The following is a 14052-nucleotide window of genomic DNA, read 5'->3' as shown; positions in this document are numbered from 1 at the left end:
TCCTTTTACTAGCGGAAAAAGAGTGTGACTGCACACCAGCCACGCTCTTTCCGCTCCTCCCTATTTTCAGCTGCTTTTATTTGTTCTGTAGCATTTTCTTTTTTCTTGCGATGACCACACTCTGTACTACCAGGAACAGACACAGCATAGCTGCAATGGTGATACCGGTCCACCATGCCTGATCCAGACCTGCACTGGATACGATATTCTGGATGGTGCTCAGGGACAATACACCGAAGAAGGTTCCGATGATATTGCCGACACCACCAGTCAGCATCGTACCGCCGATGATGGAGGATGCAATGGCGTTCATCTCCATGCCGCTGGCATGAGAAGCAGATCCGCTTCCTACATGCAGGAAGTACACATAACCGCCGATACCTGCCAACAGTCCGCAGAGCAGATGGGACATGAACTTGGTTCTCTTCACATTGATACCTAACATCAGCGCGCTCTGATTGTTACCGCCTACCGCATAGAAGCTGCGGCCCATCTTGGTCCAGCGAAGCATGATAAACATCAGAATGACTACTAAAAGCGCCACAATCACACCGATCTCCACATAAGCATTGACGTAATTGCCCAGTTTGTTCACGGAGCCCATTCCTGGAACGATCACACGGGTTTCCTTCAAAGCAGTGAAACTTTCGTTGGCTACGTTGAAAGGTTTGGTATTTACGATCGTTGTCATACCTCTGGCGAAGAACATACCCGCCAGGGTCACGATAAAGGGCTGGATATCCAGGTATGCTACCAGGAAGCCCTGTACGATACCGAAAGCAAGGCCAATGGCTACTGCCAGTAACATGGATACAAATACATTACCGCCGCCGAAGTCCAGATATACGGCGCAGCTCATGCTGACCAGTGCCACCACACCGCCGACGGAAATATCGATTCCACCGGTAATCATGACTAAACTCATGCCGCAGGACAGAATGATCAGTGCTGCGTTAGCGTTCAGAATGTTGAAAAATGTCTGAGGTTTTAAGAAGCCTTTTCCCTGGAACACGATGGCTCCGATATACATTACGAAGAATACTACGATCGTGATGGTCAGCAGCAGATTGGTATCTGTCATATTTTTTAACTTCTTACCCATATCAGCCAACCTCCTTTACAGCCTTGCCCTGCTTCAGCTTCTTGCCGAAAGCGGACAGCCATTCTCTTACCTTGGGAGTACTTAAGACTACCAGCAGGATAACCACTACCGCCTTGTAAGCAGGAAGTGCATCGGACTGTACGTCGAATTTGTACAAGGTGGTGGTTAGGAACTGGATGACATAAGCACCCAGAATGGAAGCTGCCATGTTGAACTTACCACCGCTTAAAGAGTTGCCTCCCAAAGCTACTGCCAGGATGGCATCCATCTCGATATCCTTTGCAATAACGGAGTAGTTGATGGAGGACAGACGGCTTACTTTGATCAGTGCTGCTACCGCTACACACAGTCCCAGGATCACAAAGGTCAGGAACTTGATAAATGTGGGATTCAGTCCGTTTAACTTGGAGGAATTCTCATTGATACCAACAGACTGGGTGTAAAGTCCCAGTGTTGTGAACTTCAATACCAGGAAGATCACCAGTACACAGACCGCTGCAATGAAGAACGGTGTGGGAATGGGAATTCCCGGAATAAATCCACCGAAATAGCTGAAGGTCGGATCACTTACAATAGGAAGCTCGTTGTTGTTGATCCATGCTGCAATGGAACGTCCTGCCGTATAGAGGATCAGGGTCGCTACCATGGGCTGGATCTTGAAATATGCTACCAGGGCACCGTTAAAGGCACCGAAGAGCATGGCTACCACACAGGCTACCAGAAATGCTACGATAATGGGGGCCTGCAGGGTATCTGGTCTGGAATTCGTACCACACAGTACTCGTAAGATCACGCTGCCTGCGATGGCAATGGTAGCGCCCACGCTGATATCCTGTCCGCCGGAAGCTGCAGTGACCAGTGTCATGCCAATGGCTAAAATAGCCAGTTCGGAACCGTAGTCCAGGATCGTCATCAGGTAACCGGACAATACCGGATCTCCTGCGCTGTTATATCCCAGTGTGATCTTGAAGAAACTGGGGTCTGCGATCAGATTGAATACTGCCAGGATTATCAGGGCTGCAATGGGAATGAAAATCTGCTGCCGGAACAATCCGCTCAGGAAATTTTTATTACCTTTTTCTACTTTCTTTTCATTACTCATGCTTACTTTCACCTCCGGCAATCGTACTCATAATCTTGGTCTGGGTCAGATCTTCTCCGGACAATTCTCCTACCACCTTGCGGTCTCTCATGACTACCAGTCGGGAGCAGGTACGGAGCATCTCGTCGGTCTCGGAAGAGATGAAGGTCACGCTCATGCCTTCACTTGCCAGCTTCAGTACCAGCTTCTGGATATCCACCTTGGTACCGACATCGATACCTCTGGTGGGCTCATCCAGAATCAGATATTCCGGATGGGTCAGAAGCCATCTGGCTAAGATTACCTTCTGCTGATTACCGCCGGACAGCGACTTGATGGGTGTCTCGGCCGATGCCGTCTTGATATCCAGCAGTTTGATGTATTCGTCTGCAAATTTATTAGCTTCCGCCTTGGAAATAGGGTGGAAGAATCCACGAAGTACCTGTAATGCCAGGATAATATTCTCTCTTACGGACAAGTCACCTACGATACCGTCACGCTTACGATCCTCCGGCAGATAGCCGATTCCACAACGCATAGCATCCAGAGGCTTATTGATCTTGACCTGCTTTCCGTTCTTTTTCACCGTACCGCCGATGACACGGTCAGCACCGAAAATAGCGCGGACGCACTCGCTTCGGCCAGATCCCAGCAGTCCCGTAAATCCATTGACCTCGCCCTTCTTAATATAGAAGTCAAAGGGCTTGATTCCGGCATCGCTGCACAGATCTTTGGTCTCAAATAAGGGTTCTCCGTTCTCCGTCTTCTGTTCCGTGGGCTGCTCGCCTTTGATATCGGACAGGTCGTCCAGTTCCTTACCCAACATTTTGGATACCAGTTGTACTCTGGGCAGATCCTTGATGGCATATTCACCTACCAGACTGCCGTCACGCATAACAGTGATCTTGTCACACACTTCATATACCTGATCCAGGAAATGGGTTACGAAGATGATACCCACGCCTCTGGCCTTCAGATCGCGCATCAGGCCGAAGAGCTTTGTCACTTCCTGCTCATCCAGAGAGGAGGTCGGCTCATCCAGGATCAGTACTTTACAATCCATATCTACAGCTCTGGCAATGGCTACCATCTGCTGTACGGCGATGGAACAGCTTGCCAGCTGCTGGGACGCTTTCGCGGGGATATCCAGATTCTGTAAGATCTTGTCTGCGTCCTCATTCATTTTTTTCCAGTTCTGATAGATCTTATTGGAACGTCCTATGTACATGTTCTCCGCCACGGACAGATTCGGGCAGAGTGTAATCTCCTGATATACCGTACTGATGCCCAGCTTCTGTGCCTCCTGCGGAGAGTGAATGGATACGGCTTTGTCATTGCCGTCGATGAAGATCTGACCTTCATCTTTGCTGTAGACACCTGTCAGTACCTTGATCAGGGTTGACTTTCCGGCACCGTTCTCTCCCATCAGCGCATGGATCTCACCTTTGTTCAGATGGAAGTCCACACCTCTCAGAGCACGTACACCGGGAAAGCTTTTGTGAATATTTTTCATTTCCAATACTGTGTTATTGTCCAAAAGTTTCACCCCTTAATCTGTAACTATTCAGAGCCATGTAAATATCATGAAATGTTCTTCGAATGCTGGCATTCGTAAGAATATTTTATGATATTTATAGGGCGAAGTAACCACATTCGCAATAAAGTGGGCTCTGAAAGAGCCTTTTGCGAATGGGGTTCTGAATAGTTACTCTTTTGATAAAAGAAGCGCGGAGCTAGCATGCGCCGCGCTTCTGGTCGTTTACGTCAGATTAGATACCGTAGTTGTCTACATCTTCCTGAGTAATGGTGGTTGCATCGAAGCCTTTCTCATCCATGATGATGGTCTTCTCGGAGATGGTCTCGCCGTTCTCCAGCTTCTTGATGATGTCATCGATATAGGAAGCCTGGAAAGGATTGCACTGTCCATCGTAGTTCCAGTTGCCTGCCTTCAGTTCTTCCAGAGCCCACTTGTTGCAGTCAAAGCCCATAACGATAACGTCTTTACCAACACCGTGGGAGATATTAGCCTTATCCAGAGCTGCTACAGCACCCTTAGCCATATCATCGTTCTCAGCGTAGATTACGTTGAAAGGAGTACCTGCGTCGATTACAGACTGTACGATCTGCTGTGCTTTCTCTGCGTTCCACTCAGCGGTCTGCTGTGTTACCAGATTGAATCCGTCGTTTGCTGCTGCGTCATCCAGAGCACCGGTACGTCCCTGCTGTGCTGCGGAACCCATAACACCCTGTAAGTGGATAATGTTGTATTCACTTAAGTTCTGGCTCTTTAACCAGTCAACTGCGGTCTGGCCTTCCTTTGCCATATCGGATACGATGGATGCCTCATACAGGCTCTCATCTGCATCAATGGTACGGTCGAAGAGGATAACTCTGATACCTGCATCCTGTGCATCCTTCAATACGGAATCCCAACCTGCGGTATCTGCTGCGGACAGAAGCAGATAGTCAACGCCATCCTGAATGAACTTCTGTGCTGCAGTGATCTGCTCATCGTTCTTTAAGCTGTATGCGAAAGATGCTTCGTAGCCGTTAGCCTCGGTAAAGGTATTCTTCATATCCTTATCGTTTGCGGTACGGTAACCGGACTCGTTGGGGTCGTTATTGATGATGCCGACTTTGATCATATCTCCGGAGGAGCTGGAGCTGGTCGTTCCTGCGCTTGCACTTTCGGTTGCTGCGTTTGCACTTCCGGTTGCTGCGTTTGCACTTCCGGTTGCTGCGCTGCTGCCTGCATCAGAGGAGCCGCATGCTACAAGGCTGAATACCATGGTTGCTGCCATTACTGCTGCTAAAATTTTCTTCTTCATTGTGTAACCTCCCAATTTGTTTTTGTTCCCCAAAGAACTATTTCTTTGATGATCTTATTGTAAAGCGGATCCGGGGAAAAAACCATGAAGATACCTCACGGAAAAGTTGAAATTTTTATGGTAAAAAAAACCACCGGCGTAAAAAGTTGATTTTTTTACGATAGTGGTTCATTTTTTTAATGCTGCGGAAGCCGGACCGTGACACAGGTGCCCTCCCCGTAGGTACTGGTAATGGTGATACCATAGTTTTCGCCGAAATTCAGACGGATACGTTCGTTCACATTGTACAGGCCGTAGATATCGGTCTCCCGGGCCTTCCGGTTGCGGATGCCTTTCCTCACCTGCTCCAGCCGCTCCGGCGTCATCCCCTTGCCGTTGTCCGTGATCAACAGAATGCAATCCTCTCCGTCCAGTTCTCCTTCGATCCGTATCATGCCCTTGCCACGTTTGTTCTTGATTCCGTGGTACAGTGCATTTTCCACCAGAGGCTGCAGCGTGATCTTGGGAATCTGGCAATGGTTTAATTCTTCCGGAACACATATCTCATATTGAAGGATGTCCTGATAACGCATCTGCTGGATCTCCAGGTAGCTGCGGACGTGCTGCAGTTCTTCTTTTACATCCAGAATATCCTGTCCCTGATTCAATGAGATCCGGAAAAAGTCCGACAGGCTGCCTACCATGCTCACGACCTTTTTCTGTTCTCCCGCTTCCGCCAGCCATACAATGGCATCCAGCGTATTATATAAGAAGTGCGGATTGATCTGGGACTGCAGCAGTTCAAATTCCGCCTTGCGCAACCGGATCTGCTCCGTCTTCACCTGCTCTAACAGTTCGTTGATCTTGTCGATCATGGTATTCAGTGAATCGCTGAGCACCTGGGCCTCCACGCCCCCCGTCACGTCGGAGCGCACCGTCAGGTCACCTTTTGCCACCTGATCCGTCACCTGGGTAAGGCGTCTTATGGGGCTCGTGATACTTAACGGTATATAATAGGATAAGAATAAAAACAGAACCAGGATCAGTGTAAAGGCAATGATGGAGAAACGGATCATATTCACGAAGAAATCCTGATATTGCTGCCTGCTCTCCTGAATCCCCCGGATCTCGTAATAGATGTACTGGGACATGGTATCACCCACCAGAGACGTCACAATCTGCACATCATTTTCCCAGATTTCCATGTTGTCCTCGTAGCGGTTGCCTTCCCGGATATTGTCCTCGATCCTGCCGATATAGGTCTCCAGATTGTTCAGATATTTTTTGACACTGGTCAGTCGTTTCAGGTTCTCCTGAGATTCCGTCAGTTCTTCCAGACCGGCCACGATGCCATCTGCCTCCACCAGCATATCATGCAGACTGGACTCTTCCAGCGTCTTGTTCCCTACGATCAGCAGATAAGTCTCATAATCGAAATCCTTCTGGAAATCCAGGCTGAACTGGCTGGCCATGACGGAGGAATTGATCATATCCTCGTATCTGCGGTTATTGTTCCATAAATTATAGAAGCAAAAGATCAGGAACAATACAAAAGGCACCAGAAGGCAAAGATAGGAATATCTTATCTTTGCCACCAGTGTCGAATGTTCATACAATTCTTTTATCTTTTTTCTCATAGGAATCCCCCTTATCCATGGCCACGGCTAATTGGTGCCGCCCCGGTACTGGGTAGGGGTCATTCCCTGGGTCTTCTTGAACAGATAGGAGAAATAGTGTGGATCCTTGTAGCCCACCTCCTGGCTGATCAGGCTGCTGCGCTTGCCGGTGCAGCGCAAGAGTTCCTTTGCCTTGTTCATACGATAGTCTGTCAGATATTTGATAAAGCTCTGTCCGGTCTGCTGGCTGAAGATCATGCTCAGATGGTTTGGTGAGAAATTCACGTGGGATGCCAGCAGATTCAGGGAAAGTTCCTCGTCTGCATAATTCTCATCAATGTATTTCATCACCTGTTCCACCACATCATCATACCGGCTGCTGGCAGCCTTATCTCTGACCGCCAGTGCTTTCTGCAGAATTCTGGTAATGTAATGGATCGCACTATCGCTGTCCTGCAGGGTCTTCTCGTCCTGATTGGGTGTTTCCAGTTCCTGCGTATCCGTCTGCAGGCTTTCCAGAAAATCTGCCACACAGAAATAGACATCCATGGTAATATACTGCCTGAAAATATTGGACTGCAGTGCCTTGTTGCTGAGATCCCGGAAAAATTCTTCCACGAAGTAGACCACTTCCTCCCGGTCACCCTGTTTTAAGAATTCCTGGATTCTTGTGCGGTCGATCTGCTTTGGATTGACTTCCTTGATGTCAAAATTATCTTCCTTCTGCGCTTCCTCCGTCATATGTCCGCTGTCCAGGATCCGGCTGTCCTGCACCAGATATCTGTGGGCAAAAGCATGACTGGCCTGTTCAAAAGATGTCGGAAGCTCCCGCAGACGGTTCACCGGCTTGCCGATACCACCGAAATACCGCACATGCTCATAGCCTTCCATAATGTCCTTGATCTTTTCTATGTATTCCTGTTGCAGCAGCAATAGCTGTTCCTCGGAATCGGCTTTTAATAAGAATGCTTTTCCTTCCAGATTACGATCAAAGGTGATCACCGTCCTGCCGTCTTCCAGTCCCCGCAGTTCCTGTTCGATCCGGATCAGGCTGCCGGAATACTCATCCTGCGCATGACGCAGAGACTGGGTCTTGAACAGAATAATATTGTACCAGGGTGCCGACAGATCGATCCCCAGAATCTCTGCCGATTCCAACAGTTCTGCCACGGTGCTTTCTCCGGTGACCAGTTCCTGGAACAGTTTTTTCCGCTCTCTGAGATTGTTTTCCTCCATCTCCTGCAAATACCGCTCTCTGATCTGAATGGCTCTGCGCTTCTCCTCGATCTTCGCCGACAATTCATCCAATTCCGCCAGCAGTTCCTCACCATTGATGGGTTTGGACAGATACTGGGCCACTCCCAGCTTGATAGCTTCCTTGGCATATTCGAATTCCTGGTAACCGGACAGAATAATGATTTCTGTGTCCGGAAGCTCCTTGCGGATCAGACGGCTCAGTTCCAGGCCGTCCATAAACGGCATCCGGATATCGGTGATCACGATATCCGGACGCAATTTCTGGATCATGGGATAGGCCAGCTCTCCGTCGCCGGCCTCCCCACAGAACTCATAGCCATGAGCCTTCCAGTCAATATTATTTTTGATTCCTTCACGGATGACAAATTCATCCTCCACCAAAAACACTTTTAACATTTCTACGATACCCTTCTTCTATCTGCAGGTAACTTCTACCCGCAGATTCTGCCTGCAGATTTTTATTTCGTTCTCTGCAATACTATTTTCTATTATACACGAAAACAGATTTTTCGGGTAGCATATTTTAGCGGTAGAATACTTCTCCCAGCATCAGGTCTCTCTTCAGATCGCGGATCTTCGTATCCTTGTCGATGTATACAGCCTCGATGCCCATCATGGCTGCCCAGTCACCCATCTGCTCTGCGGTCAGATCGTAGGTAAATGCGGTATGATGTGCACCTCCTGCCAGGATCCATGCTTCCGCGCCGGTATACAGATCCGGTTCGGGAGTCCAGAAGTTGGTAGCGGTAGGAAGCTTCGGCATGGGTTTCTCCACTTTCTTGCAGTTCACATCGTTGATGATCAGACGGAAACGATTGCCCATGTCGATCAGGGAAGTAGCGATACCATGACCTTCCTTGGAAGTAAATACCAGTCTTGCAGGATCTTCTCTGTCTCCCATGGACAGGGGCTGGCACTTGATGCTGATGGGACCGTCCGCAATGGTGGGGCAGATCTCCAGCATATGGGCTTCCAGAATACCTTCCTTGCCCTTGATCAGATTGTAGGTGTAATCCTCCAGCATGGAAGTACCCTTGGCATCCTTTTTGCCTGCGGTCATGATCTTCATCAGACGTACCATGGCGGCTACCTTCCAGTCACCTTCTGCGCCGAAGCCGTAGCCCTTCTCCATCAGTCTCTGAATGGCCAGTCCGGGCAGTTGCTTCAACGCACCCAGATCTCCGAAGTGGGTAACGATGGCCTGATAATTCTTCTCTTCCAGGAAACGTTCAAATCCCAGTTCGATCTGTGCCTGTACAGCCACATGTTTTTTAAACTCTTCGGGGTCTCTTCCCTCTAATAAAATATTATATTTCTCGTAGTACTCGTCTACCAGTGCATTGACATCGGATGCAGATACGGCATTTACACTCTCTGCGATCTCGTTTACAGGGTAAGCGTCTACTTCCCAGCCAAACTTGATCTGTGCTTCTACCTTATCACCCTCGGTTACCGCTACATTGCGCATATTGTCAGCCACACGCATGACACGGATATGGCTGCTCTCCACCACGCCGACTGCAGTACGCATCCAGGATGCGATCTTGCCCTGTACCACAGGATCAGACCAGTGGCCTACCACAACCTTACGCTCCATGCGCATGCGGGTCACGATATGACCGTACTCTCTGTCACCGTGGGCAGACTGGTTCTCATTCATGAAATCCATGTCGATGGTGTCATAGGGCAGTTCCTCATTGAACTGAGTATGGAAATGCAGCAGGGGCTTACGATACTCCTGTAATCCCAGGATCCAGGATTTTGCCGGAGAGAAAGTATGCATCCAGGTGATAACACCGGCACAAGTGTCATCCAGATTTGCTTCATTAAAAGTACGGCGGATCAGTTCGTTAGTGATCAGGGTCGGCTTCCATACCACCTCATAAGGTAACACACCGGAAGCGTTCAGGGCATCCACGATCTTGTGAGAGTGCTCCGCTACCTTTGCCAGGCACTCGTCCCCATACAAGTCCTGTGATCCCGTACAAAACCAGAATTGATATTTTTTTGTCTGTAACATAAGTAATACCTCCTGTAGTTGAATACAATGATGTCGGGGTCAAAAGCCCCCGACTTTGATGCCTACGGATTGTTCCGTGCTACGCACTCCCACAATCCTACCCAATATTCGCATATCGTGGGATTATCATCCCACTTTTATGCTCATATCGGGGCGGGTCCTAAGGTCTTTCACCCACCTATGAGCAAGCTCATATGGGCTTAGACCTTTTGACCCTGGCATCATACAATTTCGATATTACCATATTACAACTTGTATGCTCCTGCTAACAAGTTGTATTTCCTACGACAAGCTCCGGCTGGATGAGAATCTTTCTCTCTTCCGGTCCCAGAGATTCCCCATGAAGCAGTGACAGTAACAGCTGTGCCGCCATTTCTCCCAGTTTTTCCTGGGGATGAACGATAGTGGTCAGTTGAAAACCTCCGCCGATGGCCATGTAGGAATTGTCATAACCGGTGACGGAAATGTCCTCCGGGACACGAATCCCCCGGGCCGTCAGCGTCGGGATGACCTGCATGGCGATCTGGTCATTGTAACAGACCACACTGTCGAGTCTGGTTCCCTTGGAGATCAGACGCCGGATTCCCTCCTGTGGGTGGACTTTACGATCCTCGGTATGGAACCAGATCACCTTGTCCGGATCGTAGAGGACACCTGCTTCCTGCAGGGCCTGTACATAGCCCCGGTGACGGTTCTGTCCCTGGATGTCATCTGCCTTGAACACTCCGGCAATATCGCAATGCCCGGTATCCAGGAGATATTTTGTGATCAGATGACCTCCCCTGCAATCGTCCATCAGCACCTGGGGCTTGTCTTCCATCTGGTCGAAGCAGCCTTGAATAAACACATAGGGAATTCCGTATTCTTCCAGCCGCTCATACAGATGCAGATGTCTGCAGCTGATCTGGCTCTTACTGGGTTCGATGATGACCCCGTCGATATCCTTCTGCAACAGTTCCTCCAGACACCGTGCCTCCTGGCTCCGGGAGTTTCTTGTATTTTTTAATAAAATGCTATACCCCTGTGCCGTAAGAACTTCATCGATGCCCTGAATAACCCGGGGAAAAATATAATCCGACAGATAGGTGGTCACCACGGCAATGTTGTGAGACTTATGCTCCGGGCGGACCCGCTCCGACACAAAGGTGCCTTTCCCGTGTACCGCATAGATGTATCCCTCCTGTTCCAGAATGGCCAGTGCCTTGCGGACGGTCTGGCGGCTCACCTGATAAGCGGCGGCCAGCTGGTTCTCCGAGGGAACACGGTCACCGCTGCGCAGTTCTCCCAGTCGGATCTGTTCCTGTAAATCATGATGCATTTTATAGTATTTCAGCTGTTTTTCTTCCATACGTATCCGTCCGCCCCGCTCCTTCTCTATCCGGTTTTGTACAACTCTATTCCGTTTTCCGGGTATCGCTCCCCGGTACATTTCAGTATTTTTCGCCTTCCAGCAGGATCAGCCGCCGGATTTCTTCCGCTCCGCTGACACGTTCCCCTTCTATGGTATCATTATGGATCACATAATCACAGATCTTGCGATTACGCTTCTCCGCATCGATAGACAGGATCCGAAGTGTCTTTTCCTCGGTGTCATAGTCGGAATCAATGATATCGGCGATCAGCTTTTCTTTATCTCTCGCCACATAGATAATATGGGTGGGAAAGGAACGCTTCATGGCAATGGCACCGCACATATCCACGGGGATCACCGCAAACTTTCCCTGATCCAGCAAGGTCTGAATGTCTTCCTTTCTGGTGCCGTACCGTACCCCGGCATAAGCCGTTTTTTCAAAAAAGTTCATCCGGTCGAAGGCTTCCTCCGGGACGTACTTGTGGCCGTAGCGCCCCGGTTCCGTGCAGTAGTTCACCGGGCGGACAAAAATCTCCCCACTCTCTGTCCTTTCGCTCGCGCCTGTCCCTCGGCTACCGCACAAAGCTTCCGTAATCTCCCGTTTGCCGGAGCCGGACGGCCCCACCAGGGCCAGCACCGCCGGAGCAGTGATCTTCTCCGTCTTAGAAGTGGATGCTTTCATGATCTGCTTCACCAGAGAGACAAATTCCGCCATGGTATTTACGGACAACAGCCCCGTCATTTTGGCATTCCAGGGCTTCCGCATCAGCACCGGATACTCCGCCTTGCTCTCCAGAATATTGTGGATGGCATCATCCAGCACAATATCAAAATGGACACGATCCTTGGCACTTCCCAGAATAATATTTTCCGGTGGAAGCTCCGGGAACTGGGTCATGATCTGTTCTGCCCGCACTCCCATAAAATGTGGTGACACCGCAGTAATGAAAAAAACATCCGCGATCTGCATCAGTCTGCGGATCCCTCGTTTCGTCTCCTCGGTCGGAATCTGCCTCCGGTACAGTTCCGGATCGTTATAGAATTCTTTGATCACCGAAGTCCGCCCTTCGTTGGCCCAGGAAGTGATTTCCTCCATGCGATAGGGTTCCTTCGGATGATATTTTTCATTTGCCATACGGATGGCGATACTGTTAAACGGGGCGGTAACATCGTCCCAATCAATACCGATGCTGGGTCTGAGCATGCTGTAGTCCTCACTCTTTCTATGTTCAATGCGATCTATCACACCATGTGATTTTAGTGCATTATGCTTTTTGCACATTGTGCATTCCCGTTTCCGGAATACTTCTGCTATTTAGCATAGCATAAACGAATACGCAGTACAATCCATACCGTAGCCGCTCTCTCTGGCTCTTCTACCGTTCCAATCGGCATTGTTTATTTTGCCGTACTCTTTTTCCTTGGGTATATCATGTTTTTGGGGCTTATCATCCATTTATCATATTTTTTGTTGTAATAATGCACAATCGCTTTTTTCTCTATATTGCCCAATTGTCAGCACTTTTGAACTGTGCTAGTATACATGTACAGGAGGAGAATTCATGACCAACCGGGAATTATTAGAGACGATAGTAATTAAATTAGAAAGTATAGACCAACGACTGGGCAGGGTGGAGCAACGACTTGATAAGGTCGAACAGCGACTCGACAGGGTGGAGCAGCGACTTGATTCACTGGAGCAAAGATTCGATTCTTTGGAACAACGTGTTTCCAATCTGGAATCCGGTCAGATTGCCATGGAACAGCGCCTTACCAATCTGGAATCCGGTCAGATTGCCATGGAACAGCGCCTTACCAATCTGGAATCCGGTCAGATTGCCATGGAACAGCGCCTTGCCAATCTGGAATCCGGTCAGCTCTCTATGGCGAATCGCCTTACCAATATGGAGTTGACTCTTGAGAATGAAGTCAGTCGTAATATCTGTACAATTGCAGAAGCTCATTTAGATTTATCCAGAAAATTCGACCGGGCCTTAAAAGTAAAAGAAGATGATGAACTGGTTCGCGTCCGGCTTAATGTATTGGAAAATGATGTCCGAAAAATAAAGCAGCGGCTGGAAATTGCATAGTTTATTCTTATCAGTACCTTATCTTAATGGATAAGGTATTTTTTTGCCCTTCTTTTTGTTGACTTATCAACATCCTTGTGTTACACTTCATAAAGTTGTTGCAGTGTCAACATTTTACAGGAGGAACCTTCATGCAGGATCGTTTTGAAAGATTTGTGGTATCTATCACAGAATTGCACCGTTATCTGCAAAAATTAAAAGAACTGGAAATGGGACAGATGGACTTAAAAGCCGGTTATACCATGTGTCTGTATTATCTGGGAAAGCACCCGGAAGGGCTGACCGCCACGCAGCTGACGGAGCTGTGTAAGGAAGACAAGGCCGCCATCTCCCGTACCTTAAGCCAGTTGAGTTCCAAGGGGCTGGTGTCCTGCGAGCTGCCGGAACATAAACGTTCCTACCGCACACTGTATTATCTGACAGAAGAAGGCAATACTGTAGTCAAAAAGATCAGTTCCCGGATCTATTCCGCACTGGCTCACGGCGGTGATGGCATGACGGAAGAACAACGGTTGAATCTCTATGACTCTCTGGAACGGATCTCCCATAATCTGGAGCAGTATCTTACAGAGTTTTCTGTCAAGCATCCCACAGAGAAATGATCCATCCGCAACTCACCCTGACCGGCTTTCCAACAGAATTAACAGCAAGGTGACATGAACGATGTCGTATGTCCATCCCGATGGATGCCCCGGCGCATTTCCGCCCGAAAGAATATTCATCATAAC

At 48.9% G+C, this 14052-nt stretch carries 11 protein-coding genes; 2 read left to right on the top strand and 9 right to left on the bottom strand.

Annotated elements, in window-relative coordinates:
* Positions 1 to 76: 76 nt before the first annotated feature.
* From ACLTOH_RS07900 to ACLTOH_RS07860, 9 genes are all read right to left on the bottom strand, one after another.
* Complete coding sequence (locus tag ACLTOH_RS07900) at positions 77 to 1102, bottom strand: ABC transporter permease (protein ID WP_022312246.1); 1026 nt, start codon at positions 1100 to 1102, stop codon at positions 77 to 79.
* A gap of 1 nt (position 1103) precedes the next feature.
* Positions 1104 to 2204, bottom strand: a complete 1101-nt coding sequence (locus ACLTOH_RS07895; protein ID WP_412223851.1) for an ABC transporter permease — start codon at positions 2202 to 2204, stop codon at positions 1104 to 1106.
* Positions 2197 to 3696, bottom strand: coding sequence for a sugar ABC transporter ATP-binding protein (locus ACLTOH_RS07890; RefSeq protein WP_119624302.1), 1500 nt, complete (start codon positions 3694 to 3696; stop codon positions 2197 to 2199). Before ACLTOH_RS07890 ends, ACLTOH_RS07895 begins: the two co-directional genes overlap by 8 nt.
* Positions 3697 to 3952: 256 nt before the next feature.
* The gene (locus tag ACLTOH_RS07885) at positions 3953 to 5011 is read right to left on the bottom strand and encodes an ABC transporter substrate-binding protein (protein WP_119623416.1); all 1059 of its coding nucleotides are present in this window, start codon (positions 5009 to 5011) and stop codon (positions 3953 to 3955) included.
* 176 nt (positions 5012 to 5187) lie between these two features.
* Positions 5188 to 6627 carry a sensor histidine kinase gene (locus ACLTOH_RS07880; RefSeq protein ID WP_119623415.1) on the bottom strand — a complete coding sequence of 480 codons (1440 nt, stop codon included), beginning with the start codon at positions 6625 to 6627 and terminating at the stop codon, positions 5188 to 5190.
* A gap of 27 nt (positions 6628 to 6654) precedes the next feature.
* Complete coding sequence (locus ACLTOH_RS07875) at positions 6655 to 8259, bottom strand: response regulator (RefSeq protein WP_412223848.1); 1605 nt, start codon at positions 8257 to 8259, stop codon at positions 6655 to 6657.
* Positions 8260 to 8386: 127 nt separating this feature from the next.
* Positions 8387 to 9883: an L-arabinose isomerase gene (gene araA, locus ACLTOH_RS07870; RefSeq protein ID WP_022311773.1), complete on the bottom strand. Its 1497-nt coding sequence runs from the start codon at positions 9881 to 9883 to the stop codon at positions 8387 to 8389.
* Positions 9884 to 10148: 265 nt separating this feature from the next.
* Positions 10149 to 11231 carry a GntR family transcriptional regulator gene (locus ACLTOH_RS07865; RefSeq protein ID WP_412223847.1) on the bottom strand — a complete coding sequence of 361 codons (1083 nt, stop codon included), beginning with the start codon at positions 11229 to 11231 and terminating at the stop codon, positions 10149 to 10151.
* 82 nt (positions 11232 to 11313) lie between these two features.
* Positions 11314 to 12438 carry a 5' nucleotidase, NT5C type gene (locus tag ACLTOH_RS07860; RefSeq protein WP_117464797.1) on the bottom strand — a complete coding sequence of 375 codons (1125 nt, stop codon included), beginning with the start codon at positions 12436 to 12438 and terminating at the stop codon, positions 11314 to 11316.
* Between the two features lie 358 nt (positions 12439 to 12796).
* Here ACLTOH_RS07860 and ACLTOH_RS07855 point away from each other — a divergent pair, with 358 nt between their 5' ends.
* Entirely contained in the window at positions 12797 to 13324 is a 528-nt protein-coding gene (locus ACLTOH_RS07855) for a hypothetical protein (RefSeq protein WP_412223846.1), read from the top strand.
* Between the two features lie 131 nt (positions 13325 to 13455).
* The gene (locus ACLTOH_RS07850) at positions 13456 to 13926 is read left to right on the top strand and encodes a MarR family winged helix-turn-helix transcriptional regulator (RefSeq protein ID WP_022311777.1); all 471 of its coding nucleotides are present in this window, start codon (positions 13456 to 13458) and stop codon (positions 13924 to 13926) included.
* Positions 13927 to 14052: the final 126 nt, after the last annotated feature.

Origin of the sequence: Waltera sp., assembly GCF_046969025.1 — a bacterium.
GTDB classification, from domain to species: Bacteria; Bacillota; Clostridia; order Lachnospirales; family Lachnospiraceae; genus Acetatifactor; species Acetatifactor acetigignens.
This window is presented reverse-complemented; position numbering and strand designations above follow the sequence as displayed.

Coding starts and splice junctions, on each gene's coding strand:
- ACLTOH_RS07900 (WP_022312246.1), bottom strand. CDS start 1,102: ATGGGTAAGAAGTTAAAAAATATGACAGATACCAATCTGCTGCTGACC.
- ACLTOH_RS07895 (WP_412223851.1), bottom strand. CDS start 2,204: ATGAGTAATGAAAAGAAAGTAGAAAAAGGTAATAAAAATTTCCTGAGC.
- ACLTOH_RS07890 (WP_119624302.1), bottom strand. CDS start 3,696: ATGAAAAATATTCACAAAAGCTTTCCCGGTGTACGTGCTCTGAGAGGT.
- ACLTOH_RS07885 (WP_119623416.1), bottom strand. CDS start 5,011: ATGAAGAAGAAAATTTTAGCAGCAGTAATGGCAGCAACCATGGTATTC.
- ACLTOH_RS07880 (WP_119623415.1), bottom strand. CDS start 6,627: ATGAGAAAAAAGATAAAAGAATTGTATGAACATTCGACACTGGTGGCA.
- ACLTOH_RS07875 (WP_412223848.1), bottom strand. CDS start 8,259: ATGTTAAAAGTGTTTTTGGTGGAGGATGAATTTGTCATCCGTGAAGGA.
- araA (WP_022311773.1), bottom strand. CDS start 9,883: ATGTTACAGACAAAAAAATATCAATTCTGGTTTTGTACGGGATCACAG.
- ACLTOH_RS07865 (WP_412223847.1), bottom strand. CDS start 11,231: ATGGAAGAAAAACAGCTGAAATACTATAAAATGCATCATGATTTACAG.
- ACLTOH_RS07860 (WP_117464797.1), bottom strand. CDS start 12,438: ATGCTCAGACCCAGCATCGGTATTGATTGGGACGATGTTACCGCCCCG.
- ACLTOH_RS07855 (WP_412223846.1), top strand. CDS start 12,797: ATGACCAACCGGGAATTATTAGAGACGATAGTAATTAAATTAGAAAGT.
- ACLTOH_RS07850 (WP_022311777.1), top strand. CDS start 13,456: ATGCAGGATCGTTTTGAAAGATTTGTGGTATCTATCACAGAATTGCAC.